This is a genomic window from Afipia sp. GW822-FHT04G07, from assembly GCF_058800765.1.
The window spans coordinates 3,627,258-3,653,325 of the sequence record NZ_JBXAMP010000001.1 but is presented as its reverse complement, the minus strand read 5'-3'; the positions used below and the strand labels follow the sequence as shown (position 1 = coordinate 3,653,325).

Genomic DNA, 26,068 nt, shown 5'->3' with positions numbered 1-26,068 from the left:
ATACAAGTGTAATTGACGCTGCCGGAAAAGATTGGCACGCTGGGTCAAAAAAATGATCTCCAGCGTCAAATCACTCGGGATACGCCATGCGTAGCAGGCCATGATGGACGCGTTCTGCGGGGTAGGACAGGGCTATGGCCAGGATCAGCGCCAATGATTTGCCACCGGATGCCGTTGCGCAGCCGCCGGTGACGGAGGAGAGATCGTCGCCCAAACTGCAAGGGTTGGATGACAATCCGCAAGGCGCATTTGGTCCGCAGTTCTGGCCGGTGTTTCGCGACGCAGTCGCACATATTTACGCGGTGTCGCTACCGGACTCGTCCGAGGAAGCACGTTTCACCGTCTCCACCCGCAGCTACCATACGCCCCGCGCGATCCTGATGCGCTCCCAGGGCACGGCTTTCATCATGACGCGGGGGCCCGCTCTGGTCACGCGCAGCCCCGACCAGTTGCTGATCTATCTCGAGCTCGAAGGCTCGTGTGAGAATGATTGGGCGGGACGGCGCGGCCGCGTCGAGGCGGGCGATGTGCAGATCGTCGATTATGCGCGGCCATTTCACAGTGTGACGACCGATTACGCGAGTCTGATGGTCATTGTCGCGCGAGAGAGTGCGCCTGCGGCGCTGCTGGCCGTGGAGCCGCACGGCCTGGTCTTTCGGCGCGGGAGCGGCGCGGCGCGTCTGATCGGCGCGGCGATGCAGGAGCTTTATGCCCAGGCCGGGGATCTGACGGTGAGCGAAGCCGATGCGGCGATCGAGGGCATTATAGCGCTGACGACGGCTTACGCGCGCGCAAGGCTGGCAAGCGATGAAGCGGATCACGTGAAGTCGAGGAGAAAGGCCGCGCTCGATTTCATCGACACACATCTTGCGAACGCGCAGCTCTCTCCCGACGAGATCGCCGATGCGGTCCACCTCTCGCGGGCGTCGCTCTACAGGCTCCTGGCGGCGGAAGGCGGCATTCGCGCCGTGTTGTTGCAGCGCCGGCTCGAGCAGGCCTTGCGGCTTCTGCTCGCCGATAACAAGGACGAGCACGCGCTGACGGACGTCGCCAAGCGCTGCGGCTTTGCCGGCACGAGCCAGTTCAGCCGGGCGTTCCGCGCCCGCTTCGGCTTGCCGCCGCGGCAGTACCGCGGGCTCGTCCGCCAGCAGGACCGCGACTGGCACGAAGCGCGGCTCAGGGCCGACGGCTTCGACGGGATTCCTTGTTTTGGCGGCACCGGGGATTGACCGGTTCGAAACAATCCAGTGCCCTCCCGACTATCGGTTTCGACCTGCTTTACGCTTTCATCATAGTGCGGCTGGATCGCAGAGAACTGGTCTGGATCAGCGTCACAGCACATCCGACCGCGGAGTGAGTTGCGCGCCAGATCACCGAAGCATTCCCGTGGAATGAAGTCCCGCGCTACATGATCCGCGACCGGGATCGCATCTTTGGCACCATCGTCACACGCCGATTGCGCGCGATGGGGATCCGGGACACGCCCACTGAACCAGCCTCACCCTGGCAGAACGGCTTCGCCGAACGGCTGATCGGATCGATCCGGCGTGAGTGTGTGGACCACATCATTGTCTTGGGCGAGGCGCATCTGCGCCGGATTCTGAAATCCTATGCTGATTATTACAACAGCGTCAGAACGCATCGATCGTTGAACAAAGATACGTCGATCTCTCCAAATTCAGCGGACCGGAACATCAAATCACACGCCATCCTTGGCGGACTTCAACATCACTACGTCCGGGTTTAGGTTTTCGGTACACACAACGGTCGGATCGTCGGTCAGCGCCGTGGGACGCAGCGATACACCACCATTGTCCGTGCTGATGAAGATGTGCTGACGAGCGATTCTCACGCCAGTGGGATCTCAGCCCCAGCAGTCGGGCACAGACGGATAGACAGACACGACGCCAATCCCTCGTAGAACTGAGACAGATTGCGACGCTAGGCAGGCAACCTACAATCGAGTTCCAGTTGCCTCGTCGAACAGGTGCACTTTGTCGAGCAAAGGTTGGAGGTAAAGAATATCTCCTGGTCTCGCCGAAACACGCTCCCGGCATACGACCGATATATCCACCCGATCCACGCGCACAATCACTTGAGTCTCGGATCCCGTTGGCTCGACGACAGCCACCTTTGCCCGGATTCCTTCATTGGCCAGCGTGATGTCTTCCGGTCGTATTCCATACACAACCCGGCGGCCGTTCCAGGCAGAATACTCCCCGCCAATATCCAGCGCGGGACCATTGTCAGCGACAAACTGCTTCCCGTTGATGCGACCCTTGATCTGGTTCATCGCGGGCGAGCCGATAAAGCCCGCAACAAACATATTCGCAGGCCGGTCGTACACCTCAAGCGGCGGGCCGTACTGTTCGACCACTCCCCCCTGCATCACAACGATCTTGTCCGCCATGGTCATCGCTTCAATCTGATCGTGGGTGACGTAGATGATCGTCGTTTTGAGCCGCTGATGAAGCTCCTTCAACTCGGTCCGCATTGCGACACGGAGCTTGGCATCAAGATTTGAGAGCGGTTCGTCAAAAAGGAATACCTTTGGATCCCGAACGATCGCTCGTCCCATCGCCACGCGCTGCCGCTGTCCGCCCGACAATTCGCGCGGGTAACGAGCGAGATAAGGCTCCAAGCCTAGAATGTTTGCGGCGCGCTTCACCCTCTGCTCAATTTCGTCAGGCGATGTGTTTCGAAGCTTCAGCGAAAACGCCATATTGGCGCGCACCGACATATGCGGATACAGAGCGTAATTCTGGAACACCATCGCGATGTCGCGGTCCTTGGGCGGAACGTCGTTGATCACCCGATCGCCAATCCGGATTTGGCCGCCCGTAATTCCTTCCAGGCCGGCCACCATCCGCAACAGTGTCGACTTTCCGCATCCCGACGGGCCGACGAGAACAACGAATTCACCTTCGTTGATGTCGATGGACGCTCCATGGATGACTTCCAGAGAGCCGTACGCCTTCCGCACGGCTTCGATTGCGACAGATGCCATAAACAAGTCTCCAGATGCCGCGCCGCCGCGGTGTTAGAATTGGTCCGATGGAAACAGAAAGAAACTGCTCGTCACATCAGGCTGACGAACTTTCGATTGAGATAGCCCTCAATCCCCTCAATGCCGCCCTCATAGCCTTGCCCGCTGTCCTTCACGCCCCCCATTGGCGTTTCAGTCAGCGTCATCGAGAGGCTGTTCACGGCAACCATCCCCGATTCAATCTCGTTGGATGCCGCGAGCGCGGTCTTTGTCGAGGATGTAAACACATACGCTGCCAGTCCGTAGGGCAGCGCATTGGCTTTCGACATCGCGTCATCGAAGTCACTGAAGGCACAAATTGGCGCGACTGGGCCGAAAGGTTCTTCACGCATCAATCTCGAATTTTCAGATAGATTGTGAACCACGGTCGGCTCAAAGAAATAGCCGCGATTTCCAATCCGCGAACCGCCAAGCAAGAGTTCGCCGCCGCGCGACGGATCGTTGATAAAGCTCTCCATAGCGTCAAGCCGCCGCGGATTGGCCATTGGCCCCATCGTACTCGACGGCTCGGTTCCGTCTCCGAGCTTCAGCTTCTTCGTCTCTGCGACAAAAGCTGAAACAAAGGCGTCTTCGATATTCTTCTGAACGTAGAATCGGCTCGGCGCGATACAGACCTGACCCGCATTACGATACTTGCCGCCGACCAGAACTTTCGCTGCCTGTACCGGATCAGCGTCGCCGAAAACAAGCGCAGGGGAATGCCCGCCGAGTTCCATTGTCACCCGCTTCATGCCATCGGCAGCGAGACGCGTGAGATGCTTGCCGACCGGCACGGAGCCGGTAAACGAGATCTTGCGGATCACCGGGCTGGCGATGAGCGTTTCCGACACATGGGCCGGCTTACCGAACACGAGGTTGAGTACGCCCGATGGTACACCCGCATCCTCGAATGCCCGCACGATCTCGACACATGTTCCGGGCGTTTCTTCCGCGGCTTTGATGATAATCGGACATCCCGCTGCAAGTGCGGTCGCAATCTTTCGCGCCGGAGTGGTTGCCGGGAAATTCCAGGGCGTAAAGGCAGCGGCTGGCCCGACCGGCTCCGGCACGATCAGCTGCCGAATGTCGGATGTCCGCCCGGCGACAACCCGGCCGTAAGTACGCCTGCCCTCGTCGGCGGCCCACTCGATGATATCGATCGCGGCATCGACCTCGCCACGCGATTCAGCAAGAATCTTTCCCTGCTCCAGAGTTAGCGTAAGAGCGATGTCGTCGCGTCGGCTGCGGAGAAGGTCGGCGGCCTTGCGCAAGATCCGCGCGCGTTCGTAAGGCGAGACTTTCCGCCATGAAGGGAACGATCGCTTCGCGGCAGCGAGCGCACGCGCCAGATCGTCGTCCGATGCATGCCATAGCTCAGCGATGGGTTGCTCCGTTGCAGGATTGATGACGGGTTCCGAAGCCCGGCCGCCTGCACGAAGCCACTCGCCGTCAATATAAAGTCCAAGTTTCGGATACATGATACGCTTTCCGCCTTCGCCTTCAGGCCGTTTTTGAATTAAGCAGGGACGCGGCGCGAAGCACGAGGTCCGCGCCCATTTCACCGATCATGATTGACGGCGCATTGGTGTTGCCCGAGATCAATGTCGGCATGATCGACGCATCGATCACGCGCAGGCCGACGAGGCCGTGAACCCTCAATTCGTCATCGACGACCGCGTTCTCGTCTTGCCCCATGCGACACGTGCCAATCGGGTGATATACGGACATCGCCTTCGCACGCAGGAACGCCAGCAACTCCTCATCAGTCCGGGCTACTGTGCCCGGTTCCTTCTCCGACTTGATCATCGCGGCCAGCGGCTGCGCAGACACGACCTTGCGGGCGGCATTCATTCCGGCCGCCAAGACCTTCGCGTCTCGAGGATCACTCAGGTAATTCGGTGAAATAGCGGGCGGCACGAGGGGATCGGCACTCTTGAGCCGAACAAACCCACGCGAATAGGGGCGCAACTGGCATACCGTCAATGTAAACGCAGAGAACGGGTGAAGAATCGGCCGATCCTTCCGATCAGTACTGAATGGATAGAGATGGAATTGAACGTCGGGCCGGTCGAGTTCCGGACGTGTCTTGATGAACGCGCCGGCAATTCCCGCCCACCAGCCAAGTGGACCACGGCGTCGGAGAATGTAGTTGATACCCATCCAGATCTGGCGAAGCGGATTTGCCATATCGTCGTTGAGGGTGATCTTCTTTTTTGTTTCCAGAACGAACCGCGCCTGAACGTGATCCTGCAAATTCTCTCCAACCCCGGGAAGCGCCTTCACAACCGGAATGCCATATTGACGCAGTAGCCCTTCAGGGCCGACTCCCGACAATTGCAGAATGTGCGGCGACTGGATCGCTCCCGCGGAAAGAATGATTTCGCGGCGAGCCGAAACCTGAACGGCGTTGCCCTTGTGCACGAACGCAACTCCGCTGGCGCGCACACCATCGAACAAGATGCGCGTGACCTGGGCATGGGTGACGAGATCAAGGTTGGGTCGCTTCAGCGCGCGACGCAGAAACGCCTTGGCCGCGCTGTAGCGCAGACCGCGCTTCGCCGTCGCCTGAAATAGGCCTATCCCTTCCTGCCGCTCTCCATTGAAGTCCTGATTTTGAGGAATCCCGACTTGTACGCCGGCGGCAATGAAGGCTTCAGCGATCGGGTGCTTCTCGGGAAGATCCGTGACCGGCAACGGACCGCCGGTCCCGTGCCATGGTCCGCTCCCACGTTGCTGATCTTCGCTGCGCTTGAACATCGGGAGCACATCATTGTAGCCCCAACCCTTGTTTCCGAGATCGCGCCACCCGTCGTAATCTTCCCGCTGACCGCGCACATAAAGCAAGCCGTTGATCGAACTCGATCCGCCGAGTCCCTTTCCGCGAGGCTGCGCGATGCGACGCCCGTCAAGTCCGGCCTGCGGCTCGGTCTCGAACATCCAGTTGACGGTCCGATTGAAGAACGTGCGCCCATAGCCAAGAGGAATGTGAATCCAGATGTTGCGGTCTGGCCCTCCCGCCTCGAGCAGAAGCACCGAGTGTTCGCCACTCGCCGACAGGCGGTCCGCCATCACGGAGCCAGCCGATCCTGCGCCGATGACAATATAATCGTAAGCAGTCTTTTGCATGATTTTGCAGACTCTCAGTTTGCAAGGCCACTGGTCTGGAAGCCGCGCACGAGATACTTGCGGCCGAACAGCACCAGCAACAGACCGGGCAACGCGAGAAGGAAGTTCGCAGCCTGGATAACAGCCCAGTTCAATTCCATCTGTTGCACGAACAGACTCATCGCGATGGGCAATGTGAATTTTTGGTCGTCGCGTATCAGCATCAGACCGAGCACGAAGTCATTCCACGATGCAGCGAATGCAAAGATGAACACCGCGGTCAGTGCCGGGATCGAAAGCGGGACCATGACGAGCAGAAACGTCTGGAACTTGCTTGCACCGTCCATTTCAGCGGCCTCTTCATACGACTTGGGCAGCGCCTGGTAAAACTGCCACATCAACCAGAGTCCGAACGGCAGGCTCAACGTGACGTGCGCGATCGCCAATCCCCAGATCGAGTTGAGCATTCCCAGCTTCTGAAACAGCGCGAAGAACGGGATTCCCAACAGAACTTCAGGAAACATGTACGAGAACAGCACGATCTGCGCGATCAGAGCTTTGCGCGGAATATCCGTTCTTGCCAGCGCGTAGCCGCCAAGGCCGCTGCAAACCACAACGATCGTGCTGCTGACCAGCGCGGCCTGCAAACTGTTCGAGGCTGTCACGAGAAAGTTAGTCGTACTCAGCAGCGTGCTGAAGTTCTCCATCGTGAAGCTGCCGAGCCAGAGGCGCGGCTTGTACACATCGGCTGGCGTCTCCAGCGCGGACTTGAGCATCCAGTAGAAGGGGAACAAAGTCGGAATCAGATAGATCCCGATCAGAACCTTCGGTAAAATCGATCTACGTTCAGCCACGGGCCACCTCCCGCTCCGGATGGAAGGTGCGAATGTAGATGACGCCGAAAACCAGCAGGATCATGAAGATCACGGTCGAAGCAGCACCACCGATGCCGTAGTCGTTGTTGCCGAACGCCTGGACGTAAGCATAGAGGGGCAGTGTCGTGGTGCCGCCTATCGGCCCTCCAGATGTGAGCAGCCAGATAATGTCAAACCGGTTGAACATCCATATCCCCCGCAACAGAATGACGAGGAGGATCGGCGCGCGCAGCATGGGTATCGTGATGTAAATCAGCTCCTGCCACCAGTTCACTCCGTCGACGCGCGCCGCCTCGTAGACGCTTGGCGAGATAGTGCCAAGATTGGCCAGTACGACGAGCACTACGAACGGCGTGAACTGCCAGACGCTCGCGGCCGTCACCAGCGACATCGCAAGCACACCGGAACTGGTGAACTCGACCGCTGAACTGATCAATCCGGACTGCACCATCAACTGGTTAAAGATGCCGTTGAGACTGTCCGTCATCCAGCGCCAGACCAGCGCCGTGGTGACGGTCGGAATCATGTAAGGCATCAAGACGAAGCTGGTGACGAACGGGCTGCCGTGACGAAATACGAGGATCGCGATCCCGACGCCCAGCACCACTTCAAGAATCGTGGATATCGTCGCGTAAATCAGGCCGATCACGAGCGCGCGCCAAAACGCTGGATCGCCGAAAATCTCGCGATAATTGTCTAGCCCGGCGAACGTCATGCCGGCCTGAAACGGGCCGCTTTTAGTAAAGCCGAGCACGATCGCCCACGTGACGGGAACAATCATCACCGCGATGAACAGAATCGCTACGAGCAGCAATGCTATGCCCGAGAAATCGAGTCTGCGAAGAATATTATTTCCCGTCACGACAGGCGTCCGTTCTATCAGGCGTTCTTGATGAGTGAACGCGCAGCCTTCGCAGCCAGGTCGATCGCGCTTGACGGATCCGCACCGCCCTGCACGACGCTTGCCAGCATCTTGTTGTAGACCGTGCTGGTGTAAATCCTCGCGCGCTGCCAGCTCGGCTTCTTCCCGTTCAGGTCATAAACCGGATTCCGCGCCTGATCCCAAACGGCATCGATTACCTTCGAGATGTCCTGATGGCTCTTCACGAAGTCGTTCTGCTGATAGCCCCCAAGGAAGTCCTCCTTGGTCGTCGGCAGGACGTGCAACGGGATCGACCAGAGATAGTCGAAGTAGCGCTGGCCTTCACGCAGGTAGGTAATGATCGACTTGGCGACTTCCTTGTTCTTCGAATCCTTGAAGACCATGAAACCCTCGGCCGACAGACGGTTGGCCGCGGCCTTTCCATAGGGCTGAACCATCGGCTTCGTCACGCTGGCCAGCTGCGGATTGTTCTGGGTCGTCACTGCATAAAGACGCGAGCCTATATAATCGGCCATGGCGACCTTGCCCGAGGCGAACGAGTTGATGATCTCGCCCCAGCCGAAGTTGGTGCCACTTGGCGAGAACTTCGACATCCGCGTGATAAACGCCAGCGTTTCGGCAAGGGCGACTTTGTTCTGGCCTTGATCGAACGTCACGTTTCCTTCGTCGTCGACGAAGTTCACGCCGTTGGAAAATGCATAGCTGAACAGCGAGGAAACCGGATTGTCACCGGTCTCATTGGAGCTGACGACGTAGCCGTACTGACCGTCACCAGTCAGCTTCTTCGCGGCAGCCTCGAATTCAGCCCACGTCTTCGGCGGCTGAAGATTCGCCTTTTCAAACAGATCCGAACGATACCAGCTGTAAGTAAACTTCACTCCCATCGGAACGAAGAAATCCTGACCATCGATGCGCGCACGCCAGCGATCCGGAAGATTCTTGATGCTGTTGACGATGTCGGACACCGGCTCAAGCAAGTTGGATTTCGAATAAAGCGTCGCATCTTCAATATCGAGATTGACGATATCCGGCGCCGTTCCGCTCTGAAGCATGGATGCAACCTGCTTGCGCACGGCTTCAGGTGACGTGAACAGCGGATTGATCTTCAGGCCAGGGTTGGCCGCTTCCAGCGCGGCTATCAGATCGCCGGTGACTTTCTTCGTGGTGGGCAACGACTCGTATGTGAGATAGCTGATGGTTCCGGTGAGACCGGCCGCGAATGCCTTGAGAGGAGCGCCGAGAGCTGCACCAGCTCCCGCACCGAGCGCCAGCTTCAGGAATTCAGCACGTGTCATACTCATAATCCACTCCCTTTTCTCTATTTGAATTAGACAGACGCCTTGAAGAGGCGGCTTCTTGCTCTTGATGATCGCAATGACGGGCTCAGGTCAGATCGCGTTCCTAGGCTTAAGTGTTCCGCCCTGCGTCAAAGGTTGAACGCGATCCTGATAAAGTGCGAGCCAGCCGGTCTTTTCGGCATTGACGAAGGGCGCGAGCGCCGCCCGACGGATCTCGAATTCATTGTCGGACAGTTCGAGATCGATACGACGCGCATCGACGTCGATCGATACCTCGTCACCATCGCGAACGAGCGCGATCGGGCCGCCGTCAGCGGCTTCCGGCATCACCTGCCCGATCGTGAAACCGCGATTGAGCCCCGATAATTGACCGTCCGTGATCACTGCAATCTCTTCGCCCAAACGCGCGCCGTTGACCGCCGCTACAAACCACGAAGCTGACGCAACGCCCGGGCCGCCACGTGCGCCGAGGCCACGAAGTACAATAACTTCGCCGCCCTTGATCTCACCGCGCGCGAGTGCCTCCATCGCTGCTTCCTGGGATTCAAAGACCCGGCACTTGCCGCGGAAACGTGACGCCTTGCCGGTGCCGAGTTTCATGATGGAGCCTTGCGGCGCAAGCGACCCCTGCAAGATCACGACCGACGGTCCGGGACCTACCGGCTGTTCGAGACTACCAATGACGTTGCCTTCAACTGCGATATCCCGCAGATTTTCGCCGAGCGTACGACCCGAAACCGTCATCACGCCGACATCGAGCAGCGGCTCAAGCTGCTTCATCACTCCGCGCGCGCCACCGGCCGCCTCGAGCTCCTCGATGCGCCCGCTGCCGTTTGGCTTGATGGCACAAAGCAAAGGCACCTTCCGGCCCAGCGTATGAATAAGTTCGTAGACATTCGCGTCGATCCCGCCCTCCGAGGCGACCGCCTGCAAATGACGAAGCATGTTAATTGAGCCGCTGACCGCCAATCCAACTGCCATTGCATTCGAAAAAGATGCAGGCGTCATGATATCGCGCGGCCGCAGATCTTCATTGACCAGTGAAACGATACGCTTGCCGGCCTCGCGCGCGAAGTCACGCATACGCTGGCCGGACGCGGCGACCGGCGCACTGCCCGGAAGCGTCATGCCGAGCGCTTCAGCCATGATGTGCATGGTGTTGGCAGTGCCCATGCCGGCGCAAACGCCGGGACTGAGCACGGCGATCTCGCACATCTCCTCGATTTCCTTCGTGGTGATGTGTCCCGTCGCCAGTTCGCCGACGGATTCGAACACGTCCTCGATATCGACCGGCTTGTTGTTAAGACGGCCGCATGCCTGATAGCCGCCGATCACAAGAATGCTGGGAATATTGAGTCGTGCGGCGGCCATGAGATGGGCCGGCGCGGTCTTGTCGCAGCTCGACAGACACACCATGCCATCCAGAACGGCGCCCTCGACCGCCACCTCGATATCATTCACCAGCAGATCGCGGGACGGCATCAAATAACGGCCGCCACGTCCCGCCCCAGTGATAAAATCGCTGGGTGCAGTCGTCTTGATTTCAAATGGCAATCCACCCGCTTCGCGGATGCCGTCTTTCACGATTTTCGCAACTTCATCGAGATGACTGAAGCAGATCGAGATTTCTGAAGACGAATTGATGACCGCGATCTTGGGCTTCTGCATGTCTTCGTCGGTCAACCCGAGCGCGCGCCATTGCGCACGGCGAATCGCCCACCGCGTCGTGCCGGGTTCAAAATTTGAGCGGTAATCGCGCTTGGTCATACGTGTGTCACTCGTTCGAATTTCTGTTGCTGTGAAGCATTTGGAAGCGGACCGACGATTGCGCCCTGCTTTTCGAGCTGCTTGCGAAGGCCACCCACGTCGAGCTTGCGGATGTCGCTGGAGCCGGCCTGCGCCGCGGCCACACCGGCAGCTTCACCGAGAGCCATACACACAGCGGCTATACGCATCGACGCATGGGCATCGTGAGAAGCAGAAGCACAGCGCCCGGCCACCAGCAGACCATCAAGACCTACTGGCAACAGCATGCGGAACGGAAGTTCGTAGAACGTACCCGGTTTCAGGAAGACCCACTTTGTCGCCCGCCCGGCGCCGTGCTCCTCAACAGGCCATGCGCCGCAAGCAATCGAGTCATCGAAGCGGGCCTCATTCAGCACGTCGTCGAGGGTCAGCCAGTAATCACCCTTGACCCGGCGGCTTTCGCGCACGCCGATCTCCGAGCCGATATCCCCAATGAAGGCATTTTCATAACCTGGAACGAAACGCCGGAAAGCCTCCAGATACAACTTCAGCTGCCGGCGCCCATCGATTTCGGCTGCCGATACTTCCTCAGTGTTCAGTGGATCTGGCGAACGCCCATCGCGCAGCACGCGCGTGATGTTCAAGTGCATCGCGCCTTCGCGAAAACTGAACATGCCACCGGCCGTGCGCGGCAACTGCAACCCCGATGCAACCGCCCGCTCGAGGTGATTGCGCACATCATCGCGCGTCATCGCCGTCGCGCGTTCCGTGTCCACGCCGCCAAAGCGAAACATCGTGGTGGGAGCCTGGATCACCGCCGTATCGTGCTCAAAAGCAGCGCCACCCAATGACGCAACGTTCGCGTCGCCAGTGCAGTCGATAACTGTGTTCGCCAGGCAGGCCCAGCGGCCATCGCGACCTTCAAAAATGACGCCCTTGATACGCGCACCATCCTTGATGACCGCGACGGCAAGATTGTGGAACGCGACGTGCACACCGGCTTCAGTGACCATGTCATCGGCGACCAGCTTGATCGCGGTCGGATCGTAGAGCAGCGATGCGGTTTCCAGCCATCGCATAGGGCCCTTGATGCCGCCGGCACGATCCATGCGATCGATGAGCTCGCCCGCGAATCCTTTGACCACCGGAATGACATCCGCCTCGGTGACGGTGTAAAGGCCGCAAATGCTGCCAAGCGTGACCATCGCAAGCGTGCCGCCCAAGTAGCCGTTTTTTTCCGCCAGCAACACATCTGCGCCAAGTCGTGCGGCAGACACTGCAGCCGCAAGCCCAGCGGAGCCGCCTCCGATGACAAGAACGTCAACTGTTCGTCGGACCGACGTCTGGCGGGTCTCTTCCGTGATGGTTTGCATAACTCCGGCTCCCATTTACTTCTCCATCCGATAGCCGCCTGAAGATCCACGAATTACCAATTCGTTCGGAAGGCAGATCGTCGTGTGCGGATCGCCAGTGCCAGCTATCCGGGCGCGCAAAAGCGCAACCGCCTCCTGCGCCATCTGCTTCAGAGGCTGACGAACGGTGGTGAGATCAAACGCAGGCCAAGCTGCCATCTCGATGTCGTCGTATCCGATAATCCATAGCTTGCCAGGAACATCGATACCCCGCGCGCGCGCGGCGTCGCGAGCGCCGAGTGCAATCACGTCGTTCACGCAAAACAGCACATCTGGCGGTTGCGCGAGATCCAGCAGGTAGGACGCCGCGTCGAAGCCTGTCTTATGAGAGAAGGAATCTACTCGTATTGACAGTGACTGATCGAGCGGACGCTTGAGTTCGTCCAGCCTTGTTCGAAATGCCGTCTGGCGAGCGCGAATGGTACTCGCGAGCGGCAATCCCTCGATCAATCCTATCCGCCTTCGATTACCCTGAACCACATAGTCAGCGACGGTTGCCGCACCCTTCGCGTTGTCACTCGTCACCTGATCACAGGGCCACCCATCGACCACGCGATGAATAAGCACCACCGGCGCATTGAGCATCACCGCCTCGTAAAGCGGCGTGGAAAGCGCGGTGGCCGTCGTCATAATCACACCGTCAACAAGACTTTCCCGCACCGCGGACGCTGCTGCACCCTCGTCTGTCTCGTCGGTATTCCAAACCATCATCCGCAAACCGGCTTCAGTCAGCCGCTGTCCGAGAATTTGCAACATCTCCGGGTAGAGCGGATTGCCGAGACGAGAAACAACGACGCCGATGTTTCCAGTCCGATTTGTACGCATGGCACGCGCCATGCCGTTCGGCCGATAATTCATCTGGCGCATGATCGCCAGGACGCGCTCGCGCTTCTCTGCCTGGACGTTGGGATTTCCCGACAGAACGCGGGACACCGTCGCCTGCGACACATTTGCCGCTCGCGCTATGTCCTTGCTCGTAATCGGAAAATTCTGTGAAATCGTATTCATAATCCAGAACATGCCAGAGAAATTCAAGCTTCCGCTGGCTCATAAATCATGAATACGAATTCATGGCAACTCAATATTGTCGCTGAAGCTCCTCGCTTGTGTCTGTCGCAAATCAAATCCGGACATATTTATGATGCAGCCCGCCGAGGGTGGGACGTCAAAGAATACGCCCTGCTCTCTCAACGGTCCGCGATAGCGGCACATCCTTATCCAAGGACAGGTGCGTGCGCGTCTCATTAGAGTAATTAATATACGACTGCAGCACATGACGAAGATGCCGCTCGCCGAACACAACAACGTAGTCAAGGCGTTCCCGTCAGATCGAACCGATCAGTCGTTCAGCATAGTCTGTCTGAACGGGAGGAGATCTCTCGTTGGCTCAGCATGCGCCGTTCCTTGCGGTCGATCGCGCGTCATTTGGGACGATCTGCTTCAGCCATCAGCCGTGAAGTCCAACGCAATGGTGGGGCGGATCGTTATCGGGCAACCCGGTCCGATCAGGCCGCTTGGGATCGATCGCGGCGACCCAAGCTCTGCAAGCTGGCTTGTCGTCCGTTCTTGAGGCGGACAGTATCGACCTTGTTGGAGAGACAATGGTCGCCGGAACAGATTGCCGGCTGGCTGAAGCGCACGCACCCGGCGGAGCCCGAAAAGCAGGTGTCACACGAGACGATCTATCGCAGTCTGTTCATCCAGGCGCGCGGCGTCCTGAAAAGGAACTTCTTGAGCATCTGAGAGCAAAGCGTACGGTTCGTCGCTCCAGGCATGCGAGCATGAAACGGAACGGACTCGGCCAGATCAGAACGCCGTATCCATCAGTGAACGACCGCCTTCCGTCGATGATCGTGCGGTCCCTGGCCATTGGGAAGGCGATCTGATCGGCGGATCGAGGAATAGCTATATCGCAACGCTTGTTGAACGGCATTCGCGTTATGTGATGCTGATCAAGGTCGCGAACAAGGACACCGAAAGCGTCGTCTCGGCGTTGATCAAGCAATCGCGGCGGTTGCCCAGCGAACTTTACAGGTCCCTGACCTGGGATAGAGGCAAGGAGCTCGCCAACCATCAGCGACTGGCATTGGCCACCGACATCGACATCTATTTTTGTGACCCTCGCTCCCCATGGCTGCGCGGATCAAACGAAAACACCAACAGATTGCTGCGCCAATATCTTCCGCGGGGCACCGATCTGTCCTTGCACAGCCAGGCCAAGCTCAGCGCCATTGCAAGGCAGCTCAATGAGCGTCCACGGAAAACATTACTTTATCAGACGCCGGCCGAGAGGTTTGCCGAATGTGCTGCAGCGATCGGTTGAACTCACCGCCATGAGCAGACATTGGCTTGCCTCATCGTGATCTGTGTTCGCTTGGCGTGCATCAGCTATGTATTAACATCAACGACCACCCGCCCCTTGACCCGACCGGCAAGAATGTCAGCTCCCAAAGCTGGCAGATCGCGCAAGGTCGCCGGCACCACCATCGCCTCAAGAAGGCTGGCCGGCAAAAGGTCTGCGATCCGCGACCAAGCCTTCACCCGTTGCTCGTAGGGCTTCATCACCGAGTCGATACCAAGCAGATTGACGCCGCGAAGGAGAAAGGGAACGACGGTATGGGTCAATTGCGCGCCGCCTGCGAGGCCCACTGCTGCAACGGAGCCGCCATACTTCATTTGCGCAAGGACACGGCCGAGCATCTCGCCACCAACGGCATCCACCGCACCGGCCCAGGTTTCGGATTCGAGCGGCCGTTTGCTTGGTGACGTCAGATCCGCGCGCGGCACGATACGCGACGCGCCGAGCGACTTGAGATAATCCGCAGCTTCCGGCCGTCCGGTCACTGCAGCGACCTGATAGCCAAGCCGGGACAGCACTGCCGTCGCGACCGAGCCGACGCCGCCGGCGGCACCGGTCACAAGCAGTTCGCCCTTGTCCGGCGTAAGGCCGTGCTCCTCCAGGGCATTGATCGCCAGCATCGCGGTCAGCCCGGCCGTACCGATCGCCATGGCGGAGCGCGCGCTCATGCCCTTCGGAAGCGAAACAAGCCAGTCGCCGGGCACCCGAGCCTTCTGTGCGTAACCACCCCAGCGCGTCTCACCGACGCGCCATCCCGTGAGAATGACGTCATCCCCGGGCGCGTAACGCGAATCTTGCGAGTTTTCGACCGTGCCCGCGAAGTCGATCCCAGGAACATGCGGATAGTTTCGGACGAGTCCGCCTCCACCCGTCAGGCACAGTCCATCCTTGTAGTTCAGCGTCGAAAAGGCGACGCGGACCGTGACGTCGCCTTCAGGGAGACGCGATTCGTCGAGGGTCGTGATCGTCTGCCGGATGCTGCCGTCTTCATTCTTGTCGACGACCAAAGCTGAGAACATCGTGAACTCCATCACCGATTTCAAAGGTGTAACCAGGTATCTGGGTGGTCGCGCCTAGCCGCGAGAATGTCTGCGCTTATGATGTGACGGCCACCGTATCCGCAGCCATCGCATCTACAGCCATGGCTTTCAATTTCAGCCGCTGTATCTTCTCACCATTCGGCCCTTGCGAGACCGGAAAGGTTGCCACCGAGATGAAGCGGACCGGCACCTTGAAGTCGGCCATGACAGCCTTCAGCCGTTCGCGCATTTTAGCTTCCTCAAGCGTGTGATCCGCGCGCAGTTTAACGAAAGCAACGGGCTTGTTACCGCGCGCCGTAGCCACTTCGACCACGACTGCGGTCTCGATTGCCGGCTCCTGCTGGAGAATCTGTTCGATCTCAAGCGGGTTGACCAGGAAGCCGCCAAGGCGAAGAAAGTCGCCCGCACGGCCGAGAAAACGGAATGTGCCGTCCTCGCGCGTAAAGCCCAGATCACCGGTGCGGAAAAAACCATCCGGCCCAAAGGCATCCCGCGTCGCTTCTGGATTGCGGAAATAGCTGCTGAAAAGCGTATCGGATCGAATCTCCAGTTCTCCGACTTCGCCGAATGGAAGCAGTTCGCCGGTCTCGCGGCTACGAGTCCGCAATTGTGCGTTCGGATTGACCGTAAGTCCGCCCGAAGCTGCACGAACGTCCAGTAGCGCATCAAACGGCTGAACCGAAAAAAACGAGAATATCTCCGTCATGCCGAAGGCACCAAGAAGGTGGAGGCCTCGCCGTTCAGCTTCCGCGGGAAAATCAGCCAACGTCGGATTGAAGGCCGCATAGACACAACTGCGCAGCGACGGATAAGGCCGCTCTTCGGCCGGATACACGTCGAGCAATCGTTTCAGGAGATCGTCGGGACCATTGACATGGTGGATGCCACGCTCCCGGATCAATCGGCCGGCCTCGAGGGGATCGAATACGTCGAGCAGCGTCATCGACGCGGCGGCAGCCACGGTTGCGATCATCTGGCTGAATCCGAATATCCCGCAGAACGGAATCGCCTGCATCAGGTGCGTGCCGGCCCGGTCATATCCACATGCAAAAGCAGTCTGTTCGGCGTGGCGTGCAACCGCGCCCTGGCGATGAATAGCAAACTTCGGCGCGCTGGTGGTCCCCGATGTCGAGAAGATCGCGCAATCGAGATGTGGCGTGGCGATGCTCGCCAGCAGCGCTTCAGAAGAAAAATTTTCGTAAGGCACGACAGTTTTCGCGATCGGAACATCCGGCGGCCAGCCGCCATGGCAGACAACGACGCTCTCCAGGGACTGCAACGAGGATTGATCCATCGCGGCGAGGAGCTGAGCGAAGGGAATGTCCTTGAACTGAGGCCAGACGACGAGCGCCTTCGCTTCGGTCCGCGACAGGATTGACTGAGCCTCCGCGCTTCGGAAACGCGTGTTCACCGCAATCGAGATCGCTCCGATATGCTGGCAGGCGAAAAAGAGTTCGAGATAGGCGTGGCAGTTCGGCAGCCAGAAGGCAACGCGATCCCCCTTGCCTATGCCGAGACGGGCGAGCCCGCTGGCGCAGCGCAGACTGCGTTCAAGCAGCTCCGCATAACCATAGCTCGCCTCGCCCCAGTGGAGACGGGCGTCGGGCGCCCGTTCCACCGCTCGCTTAAGCTGATCAACCGGTGTCATCATAGGCAGTAAACCCATCGACTTTCCGCGCACATCGATCGCCGAGATCAGCGATCGCTCCATTTCTTCAGCGGCACCGACACCATCTCGGCGCCGGCAACATCCTTCGGCCAGACGACTTGCAGCTTGCCGTTCTGCCACTGCATCAGCGTCGGAAGCGCACGTGTGTTCTGTCCCTGATCCGGATCGCCGAGCGGCTTCAGCTTGACGCCGGCACCGGTCAGCAGGCTCCCTGCGGGCAGGTCGAGGGCGTAAGCCGCCTTGCGCATAGCATCGAGATTGGTAGATCCGGCTTTTGGAATCACCTCGGTGAACAAGGTCCAGAAGCCGCCGAACGAAATCAAAGCCAGGGGGCCCGGATCGCGCTTGGTCTTGGCGCGAAATCGCTCAAGAAACTCCGCATAGGTCTTCTGGGTTGCAGGTGGCAAAGCAGCGACATTCGGCGTGCTCGGAGCATCGACATCGAAAATGCCTTCGGCGTTCTTGCCGGTCGCCGTCAAAAAATCCGGCAACGCATATCCGGTCCCAACGCCGATCATCGCGTCGACATTAAGATCGAGTTCACGGGCCTGACGCCAGAACAGGACCCCATCGTTCAGATACGACGTCGCGATCATCACGTCCGGCTCGGTCGACTTCAGCTTCAACACGAGCGAGGACAGATCGGTTACAGTGCGGCTGTAGCGCTCGTTGGCAACGAGATTCAGGCCGAGAGTCTTGACGCGCGCGGCTGCGGCATCACCGACCGACTGACCGAATTCGGAGTCCTCGGAAATGACGGCGATACGGAGCGCCTTTGGCTCCTTGCCGAGCTTGGCGGCCAATTCCTTGGCGAAGTCCGCTGCGGTCTCACCCATCATCGACGCATTGAATGTGGTGCGCACAATGTTCTGATAATTGCGCCGCGTGATCTTGTCGGCAACCGCGACGGTCTCCCAGTAAAGGACTCCTTCGCGTTCTGCGACCTCGCTGGCCGCGAGGCTCAGCGAGCTTGCATAGCTTCCCGCGATCAGCGGAACCTTCTCACGAATGATGAGACGGGTCGCTTCCGCATTGGCAGACTTCGGATCCGGCGCGTCAGCCACGGCGAATTCGACCTTGCGGCCAAGAACGCCGCCACGCTCGTTGATGATGTCGCGAGCGACCTCAGCCGCCTGATAAGCCTCGTTGCCAATCAGCGCCATCGGCCCGCTCAGGGGAAATAGAACGCCGATCTTCAATGGGTCGGCAGCCTGCGCGGAACCCGCCGCAAACAACGCGGAAAACACCGCGCCTGCAAATTTGTAACGCCACGTCATCATATTCCTCCGCCTTTCTGTTTTCTAACTTCGTATCCGGGCGCTTCACCCGCCGAGATAGGCTTCCTTGAGCCGCGCGTCCTGAAGCAGCTCGCTCGCGACGCCCTGGAGTACGACGCGACCGTTCTCCAACACGTAGCCGCGATCCGACAGCGCCAGCGCGTGCTTGGCATTCTGCTCGACGAGCAGGATCGTCACGCCGGTCTTCTTGATTTCGCGAACGAGCTTGAAAACGGTGTCAACCATGATCGGCGCGAGACCGAGAGTCGGTTCGTCGAACATGATCGCGCGCGGCATTGCCATCAGCGCCCGTCCGATCGCACACATTTGCTGTTCACCGCCGCTGAGCGAACCGGCCAGCTGGGTCGAGCGTTCGGCAAGCTTGGGCATCAGCGCATAGATTTTCTCGAGATTCTCGGCCGCGTGAGCACGGGCATGCGGCGCGAATGATCCGAGGTCAAGATTCTCCCGGACCGACATGAAGGGAAACAGCCTACGGCCCTCCGGGACCTGCACCAGCCGACGCCGCGAGATCTCGTGAGGCTCACAGCCGGTGATGTCCTCGCCGTCGAAGCGAATTACGCCGTCGCGTTCAATCACGCCGCTGATCGCGTTAATCAGGGTCGTCTTGCCCGCTGCATTGGCGCCGATCACGGCGACCACTTCGCCCTGCGCTACATTCAGCGAGACGCCGTGAAGAGCCTCGACTTCTCCGTACCAGGCATAAAGATCGACGACCTCAAGCACTATACTCTTCCCCCAAGTAAGCCTTGATGACCACCGGATTCTTGACGATGTCGTCGGGCAGCCCTTCGGCCAGCTTCTGACCGTGATGCATCACGACGATGCGGTCGGACACGGAAAGGATCACCCGCATCAGATGCTCGATCACCAGAAGGCTGATACCGCTGTCCCTGATGCGGCGGATCAGCATGATCGCCTGCTCGACCTCGGTCGGATTGAGCCCGGCCATGACTTCGTCCAGCAGCAGCACCTTCGGGCCGGTTGCAAGTGCGCGCGAAATCTCAAGACGCTTGCGCCCGGGAAGCGGAAGAGACGCCGCCTGGTCAAGCGCGCGATGCGCAAGGCCCGTAAGTTCGAGGGTCTCCTCGGCGATCTGGCGCGCCTTTTTCATGTCGCCGGTCTGATTGAGAGCGCCCACGATCACATTATCGAGGACGCTCAGCCCACCGAACGGCTTGACGATCTGGTGCGTGCGCGCAAGGCCCGCGCGACATACGCCGTGCGCGCTCAAGCCGGTCAGGTCATGATCGCGCAGCTCGATCTGACCTGACGACGGTGGAAATGCACCCGCGATACAGTTGAACAGCGTGGTTTTTCCGGCGCCGTTCGGCCCGATCAATCCGACGATCTCACCCTCTGCAATCGAGAGGCTGATGTTGTCGACGGCCTTGAGGCCACCGAAATTCTTGCTGATGCCCCGGATCTCAAGCATCGCCACGCTCCATGGCCGGACGCCTTGCACGACGGCGCCCCCCTATCACACCGCGCAGACGCTTCAGTGTCGCGCGCGGATTCTGGAACGCGCTCACGAAGCCGAGCGGCATGAAAATCACCATGACAATCAGCAACGCGCCGTAGACCAGGAGATAAAGCCCCTGAAGGCCGCCGGCGAACTCCGCGCGTAGATACTCGCTGAGCGGAACGATGAGGATGGCTCCGATCAGCGGCCCGAACGCGGTGCCCATGCCGCCGATGATGCAGATCAACGCGATTTCAACGGAAAGTCCGGTCGAGAGAATCGAATCCGGATCAATCAGCAAAATGTACTGCGCGTAGAACACGCCTGCGAGCGCGGTCAGGAAAGCGGACAACGCGATCGACTGCACTTTGAGACGTTTCGTATCGATGCCAAGCGACTCAGCGGCTTCTTCATCCTCACGCATGGCCGCGAGCCGATAGCCGAACGGTGATCGCTCGAGCGCAGATGTCAGAATGAAAACAACAGCGACAGCCGCGAGCACAATGAGGACCGAGGAAGCACGGCTTGTGAACATCATGTTCTCAAGCCCCGGCGTGAAGCGGATCGAGATTCCCTCCGAGCCACCGGTCAGCGAGCGCCAGTTGACAACCACGATACGGACGACTTCGGCAAAAGCAATGGAAGCGAGCGCAAAGAACGGCCCCTTCAGGCGCAACGTCAGCATTGCGAGCAGCGTCGCGAAGACCGCAGCGAGCAATCCGCCAACAATCATGCCGATCCACGGGGTCAGACCCAGGTGCTGATTAAGCAGCGTCGAGGTATAGGCGCCAATTCCGAAGAATGCGGCATGGCCGAGCGAAAATTGTCCGGCATAGCCGCCGCCGATGTTCCAGGCCGCGGCGACCAGCGCCCAGAACAGTATCTTCCAGAGGAAGTGCAGCGAATAGGCGTCACCGAGGTTCAGCGTCAGGATCAGGAGTGGACCAAATATGGCGACAAAGACCGCAATGCCGCGGGGTGTCGGCATGTAACCTGGGGATGCCGATTTTTGCAGCGTCATGATTCAGGCCCCCAGCTTTTCTGAGCCACGCTGGCCAAACAGGCCGGCCGGCCGCAGCAGCAGCACCAGCAGGAACACGATGAAATAGGCGATCTGTCGCATCTCCGAGCCGATGAAGAAGCCACTGAGCGTTTCGATCAGACCTATCGACAGGCCGCCGATCAGCGCGCCGCCAATACTGCCGAGGCCGCCGAGCACGACGACGACAAATGCAATGAGGACCAGGTTGACCCCGATGGTCGGGAATACCGGAAACATCGGAGCCAGCAGTGCACCGGCAAGTCCGGCGCAAGCGGTGCCAAGGCCGAAAGTCAGCATGTCGACGCGCCGAACATCGATGCCCATCAAGGAGGCGGACCGGCGATCCTGGGCAACGGCGCGAATCGCCTTGCCCATCATTGATGTCTGCAAGAAGAGAGCCAGACAGGCGATCACAGCCAGCGCAACGACGAATGCAACAGTGAGCGAGGCCGGCAGCGATATTCCCCAGAAGCGCAACACGGAGCCGGAGAAAACCGATGTGGTGGTGCGGAAGTCCGCACCGAAGATCGCCAAGGCGGCGTTCTGAAGGACGAGGCCGAGGCCGACAGTTGCGAAAATCTGGGCGAACTGCGGCGCCCCCTGAATCGAACGAATGATGACGACCGAGATCACGACACCGAGCCCGAACATCAATGGCACAGCCAACAGCATGGCGAGATATGCGTCGAGACCAAGCCACGCATTCAGAGCATAGGCGGCGTACATCCCAACCATGACGAGGTCGCCCTGAGCAAAATTCTTGATCCGCGACACGCCAAAGATGAGCGTGAGGCCAACAGAGATCAGGGCGTAAATGCCGCCGACAAGAAGGCCAGATATAAACAGCTGGACGATGATCGCGGTCATCGGCCCCTCTGCCCTGGAGCGTGATCGCTTACCCAACGAACCATGAGATCGGCTGTTGGTTTGCCGTTTTCATCGCGGCTCTGTGCCGCGACCAAACGCCCATCGCTATCGCGCGCGGACCATAAGCTGGCCGGAGAGTCCCAGAAGACAGGGCGCATGTAGCGGATGTCGACATCAAAACTCATCGGCATCGCGTCGCGATAGAGTGTCGACAGTAGCCAAGTGGCCGACATGACACCCTGAGCTAAGGGTGCCCGGAAACCGTGCTGACGAGCAAACTCTTCGTCGAAATGAATGATGTTTCCAACATCCTCGGAAAAATCTCTCACTTTCTGCGGCGTTAGGACCTTTTCCTGAACAGGTTGCCACACCGGAGCAGCGACAGCGTCACGCTTGACCAACCGCGCATCGACATCTCCCGCCGCGAGGCGAGCGGTCTCATCGACCAAAAAGCCCGTCAATTCGGATTCCCAGCACACCGCCCCGCTCGCATTGCTCACGCGAAAAACGTCAACAACGCATACTCCACCGCGCACAGGTCTGCATTCGCGTACATGCCCCGATAGAATAACGTCCTCACCCAGCCTGATGGGACAGATTTGCCTGCACGTCTGTCCGACGAACACATAGCCATCGATGTCGTGACCGGCGGCGACCATTGCCGAAAAGCAGTCAAGGCCGAACAGTCCTGGCTCGCACCAATCGCCAAAGAACTTGGGATCGACGTCGGCAGCGCCAAGTCGCAACGCCTGATAGGCGGCATCATGGACGATCTTCATCGGCTGATAGAGACTGCCTGCTGCGGACCATCGCGCAGCAACAGCGTCGAACGGCACGGCCTTGATTTCTTGCATTGCCTACCCTCAGGACGCGGAATTAGCCACCCGCAGCAAACTTAGATTCCATGGACATCATTCTGACTTTAAAGTCAATTAACAAACCATCAGGTCATATTTAGGGTGGACAAACACCGACCGCGAGTTGCAGAAATTGACTATGGCGGGGCAAGCGACCCAGCGAGCGTGGGATTCTAACGCTCGCAGCGGTACGATCGACAGTGGAGAAACCAAGGTGAGAACGAGCAAGACACACTTGTGCGGACAGCTGGCCATCCAGCGCGACCGATCATGTCTTCAATGACGAAGTGGAATAAAGCGGTCCCAAATGCTCAGCAGCAACGCGAGTTGAAGCGGGACAGCCTGTATCGTGAAGCGGCCGCAGCGTTTCGCCGCAACGGCTATCACGGCACATCGCTCACCGACGTGGCCGACCAGCTCGGCGTTTCGAAGGCCACCGTCTACAACTACGCCGAGAATAAACAGGAACTGTTTTTCCAGTGCCATCTGGCCGCGGCTCAGCAGGCGATTGATTCAGTATGTCGCGACCACAGCTTGCCAGGCATTGAGCGCCTGCGCCGAAGCATCAGCGATTACATCGCTTCCATCATCGGTGCAGACAGCCTCAGCGTCGTCATTCTCGAAGAGCGGTCGCTGAGTGAGGAACAACTGCAACGGGTGATCGAGAAGCGAGATGAGTTCGAACGCGACCTCAGGAATGTGGTCGCGAATGGTATTGCGGATGGAACAATCAACAACTGCGATCCAAAATTTGCGGTCTTCTGCATCACCGGCGCGGCCAACTGGGTCACCAAATGGTACAGATCCGATGGATCGTGGACTGTCGATCAAGTTGCACGTGGCACGGCCGATCTTCTGATCGGTGGCTTGGGCAAGAATGCGGCTCTGCCCGCGGGCGTAACGCCCCTCTTCCGGTGATCCGCGACTGCGGCGCGGAGATGACGGCCAAGGTGGTTCGCAACTGGCTTGAAAAACTCGGCGTGACGATCATGCGTCTGGCGGATTTCTTTATGCCAGGAAAAAGTCGGATGAATGAAGAATTCATCGTCCTCGTGTTCACTGATGATCACGAAACGGTCATCCATAGGCGTACCCATGGCTTCATGAAGAGCTAAATTTAATGCATCCGCCAAAGCCCTCTTCTCTTCGCTAGAGAACTTTTGAGCTGGAATGTGAGCGTGAAAGGTTGGCATGAGTGCTTCCTCGGATGTGTTGTTCAACCCAGGCAAGGCGATGAAGTTGGCTATTTTCCGGGCTTAACTAAAGAAGTCCTGCCCGAGTGCTCCTTCGAGTCGCTCGCCGGGCTATCAGCGGGCCCTCGAGGAATCGCGCAAGCGCTACCGGAAATCGTATAGCGAGCCCTATGTGGGCTCGCCCGGGGTTCACCCGCGCAAGAAGTGGCCGCATCGCGGCCGGCGTAACTGAAGTCTGGCGGCCTTATTGCTCCATTGGCGCAGAAATCCTTTCTTACCGCTTTGGACCAAGGCGGAATCGCCCATTTGCGATCAGTGCGGCATCCCAACGCCTGCGCCGATTGATCCGCCCACGCGGATGCAACTATCCGACCTCGGCATGCGCACAAAGCCCGCGCCGAATTCAGAACAGGACGTGGCGATGTGCGGACGTGCGACTGGTTGCGGCTTGGCCGTCTGCTGCAGAGGCGTGGTGTGTGAACGTTGCCGCTTCACTTTCGGATCGCTCTGTTGCGCGGAGGCGGCCGATATGAGCGAACCAGTGCCTGGTGCGTAGTTCGGCCGTCCAGGATGCGTCAGTTGACCTGACATCTAACCATCCGTCGTGTACAAGTGGACCTCGACCGACATGGCCGAACCGGGGCTCACAATCCCTGCGATGGAGACTTCCATGAACGCCAACAGCTCGCCTGATCCGGCGCTGCGCAATCTCGGCGCCCTACTTCCCGAACTGGCCAACCTGTACAAGGATGTGCACTCCCATCCCGAACTATCGATGCAGGAGACGCGTACCGCGAAGTTGGCGGCCGATCGGCTTACCTCGGCTGGCTTCGAAGTGACGTCCGGAGTCGGCAAGACGGGGGTGGTGGGGCTCCTTCGCAACGGCGAAGGGCCGACCGTCATGCTGCGCGCCGACATGGACGCGTTGCCCGTTCAGGAAGCGACCGGGCTCCCCTACGCGAGCAAGGCGACCGCAACCGATCGCGACGGCAATACAGTCCCCGTGTCGCACATGTGCGGCCACGACATGCACGTCACCTGGCTTGCGGGAGCCGCCAAGCTGATGGCGGACGCCAAGAGCTCATGGCGGGGCACGCTCATGGCGGTCTTTCAGCCGGCGGAAGAGACGGCCGAAGGCGCACAGGCGATGATCGATGACGGTCTGTTCAAGCGCTTTCCCAAACCCGACGTCATACTCGGTCAGCACGTCATGGTGGGACCAGCGGGAACCGTTGCAGGTCGCGCCGGCGCGATCACTTCGGCAGCGGACAGTCTGCAGATCCGTCTGTTCGGACGCGGTGCGCACGGTTCGATGCCGCAGGCCAGCATCGACCCCGTCGTCATGGCCGCTTCGACCGTGCTGCGGCTGCAGACCATCGTCTCACGCGAAGTGGCTGCCGCCGAAGCCGCCGTTCTGACCGTGGGAGTCCTACAGGCCGGTACGAAGGAAAATGTCATTCCGGATGAGGCGATCATCAAGCTGAACGTCCGGACCTTCGACGCCGGAGTGCGCACGCGCGTCCTGGCCGCGATCGAACGGATCGCCAACGCCGAAGCGGCCGCTTCGGGAGCGCCGCGACCGCCGGAGATCACGACCCTCGACCACTACCCTCTGAACGTGAACAATCAGGAGGCTACCAGCCGGGTCGTGGACGCGTTCCGAGGGCACTTCGGTGCCGAGCGTGTGCGGGCGACGGGGCCGGCTCCGGCCAGCGAGGACTTCGGATCGTTCGGGGCTGAATGGCACGTTCCTTCCGTTTTCTGGTTCGTCGGCGGCACCGATCCAGATATCTATGCGAAGGCCAAAGTGGCCAACAGGCTTAACGAGCTGCCGGTTAACCATAGCCCGAAGTTCGCGCCCGTTCTCCATCCGACACTGGAGACCGGGGTTGAAGCGCTGGTGGTGGCGGCCCGCGCCTGGTTGCCGGCCTAGGGGC

22 protein-coding genes and 1 pseudogene are annotated in these 26,068 nt (G+C 59.3%); 5 read left to right on the top strand and 18 right to left on the bottom strand.

What is annotated here, in order from left to right; all coding sequences use genetic code 11:
• The first annotated feature begins 134 nt into the window (after positions 1 to 134).
• Both AC1RKJ_RS17870 and AC1RKJ_RS17865 read left to right on the top strand, forming a co-directional pair.
• Positions 135 to 1,229, top strand: a complete 1,095-nt coding sequence (locus AC1RKJ_RS17870; protein ID WP_492792251.1) for a helix-turn-helix domain-containing protein — start codon at positions 135 to 137, stop codon at positions 1,227 to 1,229.
• Between the two features lie 179 nt (positions 1,230 to 1,408).
• Complete coding sequence (locus tag AC1RKJ_RS17865; RefSeq protein WP_492792250.1) at positions 1,409 to 1,747, top strand: integrase core domain-containing protein; 339 nt, start codon at positions 1,409 to 1,411, stop codon at positions 1,745 to 1,747.
• Between the two features lie 207 nt (positions 1,748 to 1,954).
• Here AC1RKJ_RS17865 and AC1RKJ_RS17860 read toward each other — a convergent pair whose 3' ends face one another.
• From AC1RKJ_RS17860 to AC1RKJ_RS17820, 9 genes are all read right to left on the bottom strand, one after another.
• Positions 1,955 to 3,007: an ABC transporter ATP-binding protein gene (locus AC1RKJ_RS17860; RefSeq protein WP_492792249.1), complete on the bottom strand. Its 1,053-nt coding sequence runs from the start codon at positions 3,005 to 3,007 to the stop codon at positions 1,955 to 1,957.
• Positions 3,008 to 3,078: 71 nt separating this feature from the next.
• A complete protein-coding gene (locus AC1RKJ_RS17855; RefSeq protein ID WP_492792248.1) occupies positions 3,079 to 4,503 on the bottom strand; it encodes an NAD-dependent succinate-semialdehyde dehydrogenase in 1,425 nt (474 codons plus the stop codon).
• Between the two features lie 22 nt (positions 4,504 to 4,525).
• Entirely contained in the window at positions 4,526 to 6,151 is a 1,626-nt protein-coding gene (locus AC1RKJ_RS17850) for a GMC family oxidoreductase (protein ID WP_492792247.1), read from the bottom strand.
• 14 nt (positions 6,152 to 6,165) lie between these two features.
• The gene (locus AC1RKJ_RS17845) at positions 6,166 to 6,984 is read right to left on the bottom strand and encodes a carbohydrate ABC transporter permease (RefSeq protein WP_492792246.1); all 819 of its coding nucleotides are present in this window, start codon (positions 6,982 to 6,984) and stop codon (positions 6,166 to 6,168) included.
• Positions 6,977 to 7,867 (bottom strand): carbohydrate ABC transporter permease, encoded by an 891-nt coding sequence (locus AC1RKJ_RS17840; RefSeq protein ID WP_492792245.1) that lies wholly within the window; start codon positions 7,865 to 7,867, stop codon positions 6,977 to 6,979. Before AC1RKJ_RS17840 ends, AC1RKJ_RS17845 begins: the two co-directional genes overlap by 8 nt.
• Positions 7,868 to 7,884: 17 nt before the next feature.
• On the bottom strand, positions 7,885 to 9,189 hold the full coding sequence (locus AC1RKJ_RS17835) for an ABC transporter substrate-binding protein (RefSeq protein WP_492792244.1): 1,305 nt from the start codon (positions 9,187 to 9,189) through the stop codon (positions 7,885 to 7,887).
• Positions 9,190 to 9,276: 87 nt separating this feature from the next.
• Positions 9,277 to 10,953 carry a dihydroxy-acid dehydratase gene (gene ilvD / locus AC1RKJ_RS17830; RefSeq protein ID WP_492792243.1) on the bottom strand — a complete coding sequence of 559 codons (1,677 nt, stop codon included), beginning with the start codon at positions 10,951 to 10,953 and terminating at the stop codon, positions 9,277 to 9,279.
• Positions 10,950 to 12,305: an FAD-dependent oxidoreductase gene (locus AC1RKJ_RS17825; RefSeq protein WP_492792242.1), complete on the bottom strand. Its 1,356-nt coding sequence runs from the start codon at positions 12,303 to 12,305 to the stop codon at positions 10,950 to 10,952. Before AC1RKJ_RS17825 ends, ilvD begins: the two co-directional genes overlap by 4 nt.
• Before the next feature lie 15 nt (positions 12,306 to 12,320).
• Positions 12,321 to 13,352: a LacI family DNA-binding transcriptional regulator gene (locus tag AC1RKJ_RS17820; protein WP_492792241.1), complete on the bottom strand. Its 1,032-nt coding sequence runs from the start codon at positions 13,350 to 13,352 to the stop codon at positions 12,321 to 12,323.
• Between the two features lie 312 nt (positions 13,353 to 13,664).
• On the opposite strand from AC1RKJ_RS17820, the pseudogene AC1RKJ_RS17815 reads away from it, so the two are divergent.
• Positions 13,665 to 14,667: pseudogene (locus AC1RKJ_RS17815) on the top strand (IS30 family transposase); the annotation flags it as partial.
• 65 nt (positions 14,668 to 14,732) lie between these two features.
• Here the strand turns inward: AC1RKJ_RS17815 and AC1RKJ_RS17810 are convergent.
• The 8 genes from AC1RKJ_RS17810 to AC1RKJ_RS17775 form a co-directional block, all read right to left on the bottom strand.
• Positions 14,733 to 15,722, bottom strand: coding sequence for an MDR family oxidoreductase (locus AC1RKJ_RS17810; protein ID WP_492792240.1), 990 nt, complete (start codon positions 15,720 to 15,722; stop codon positions 14,733 to 14,735).
• A 76-nt stretch (positions 15,723 to 15,798) separates the two neighbouring features.
• The gene (locus AC1RKJ_RS17805) at positions 15,799 to 17,409 is read right to left on the bottom strand and encodes an AMP-binding protein (protein ID WP_492792239.1); all 1,611 of its coding nucleotides are present in this window, start codon (positions 17,407 to 17,409) and stop codon (positions 15,799 to 15,801) included.
• Between the two features lie 29 nt (positions 17,410 to 17,438).
• Positions 17,439 to 18,692 (bottom strand): ABC transporter substrate-binding protein, encoded by a 1,254-nt coding sequence (locus AC1RKJ_RS17800; protein ID WP_492792238.1) that lies wholly within the window; start codon positions 18,690 to 18,692, stop codon positions 17,439 to 17,441.
• Between the two features lie 42 nt (positions 18,693 to 18,734).
• Positions 18,735 to 19,436: an ABC transporter ATP-binding protein gene (locus AC1RKJ_RS17795; protein WP_492792237.1), complete on the bottom strand. Its 702-nt coding sequence runs from the start codon at positions 19,434 to 19,436 to the stop codon at positions 18,735 to 18,737.
• Positions 19,429 to 20,145, bottom strand: coding sequence for an ABC transporter ATP-binding protein (locus tag AC1RKJ_RS17790; RefSeq protein ID WP_492792236.1), 717 nt, complete (start codon positions 20,143 to 20,145; stop codon positions 19,429 to 19,431). Before AC1RKJ_RS17790 ends, AC1RKJ_RS17795 begins: the two co-directional genes overlap by 8 nt.
• Positions 20,138 to 21,193, bottom strand: a complete 1,056-nt coding sequence (locus AC1RKJ_RS17785; RefSeq protein WP_492792235.1) for a branched-chain amino acid ABC transporter permease — start codon at positions 21,191 to 21,193, stop codon at positions 20,138 to 20,140. The genes AC1RKJ_RS17790 and AC1RKJ_RS17785 overlap by 8 nt, the downstream gene beginning before the upstream one ends.
• A 3-nt stretch (positions 21,194 to 21,196) precedes the next feature.
• Positions 21,197 to 22,081: a branched-chain amino acid ABC transporter permease gene (locus tag AC1RKJ_RS17780; RefSeq protein WP_492792234.1), complete on the bottom strand. Its 885-nt coding sequence runs from the start codon at positions 22,079 to 22,081 to the stop codon at positions 21,197 to 21,199.
• On the bottom strand, positions 22,078 to 22,935 hold the full coding sequence (locus AC1RKJ_RS17775; protein WP_492792233.1) for a hypothetical protein: 858 nt from the start codon (positions 22,933 to 22,935) through the stop codon (positions 22,078 to 22,080). The genes AC1RKJ_RS17780 and AC1RKJ_RS17775 overlap by 4 nt, the downstream gene beginning before the upstream one ends.
• Before the next feature lie 282 nt (positions 22,936 to 23,217).
• On the opposite strand from AC1RKJ_RS17775, the gene AC1RKJ_RS17770 reads away from it, so the two are divergent.
• Entirely contained in the window at positions 23,218 to 23,856 is a 639-nt protein-coding gene (locus AC1RKJ_RS17770) for a TetR/AcrR family transcriptional regulator (protein WP_492792232.1), read from the top strand.
• Here the strand turns inward: AC1RKJ_RS17770 and AC1RKJ_RS17765 are convergent.
• On the bottom strand, positions 23,766 to 24,035 hold the full coding sequence (locus AC1RKJ_RS17765; RefSeq protein ID WP_492792789.1) for a hypothetical protein: 270 nt from the start codon (positions 24,033 to 24,035) through the stop codon (positions 23,766 to 23,768). The two genes, AC1RKJ_RS17770 and AC1RKJ_RS17765, sit on opposite strands and share 91 nt — an antisense overlap.
• A gap of 766 nt (positions 24,036 to 24,801) precedes the next feature.
• On the opposite strand from AC1RKJ_RS17765, the gene AC1RKJ_RS17760 reads away from it, so the two are divergent.
• The gene (locus AC1RKJ_RS17760; protein WP_492792231.1) at positions 24,802 to 26,064 is read left to right on the top strand and encodes a M20 family metallopeptidase; all 1,263 of its coding nucleotides are present in this window, start codon (positions 24,802 to 24,804) and stop codon (positions 26,062 to 26,064) included.
• Positions 26,065 to 26,068 lie beyond the last annotated feature (4 nt).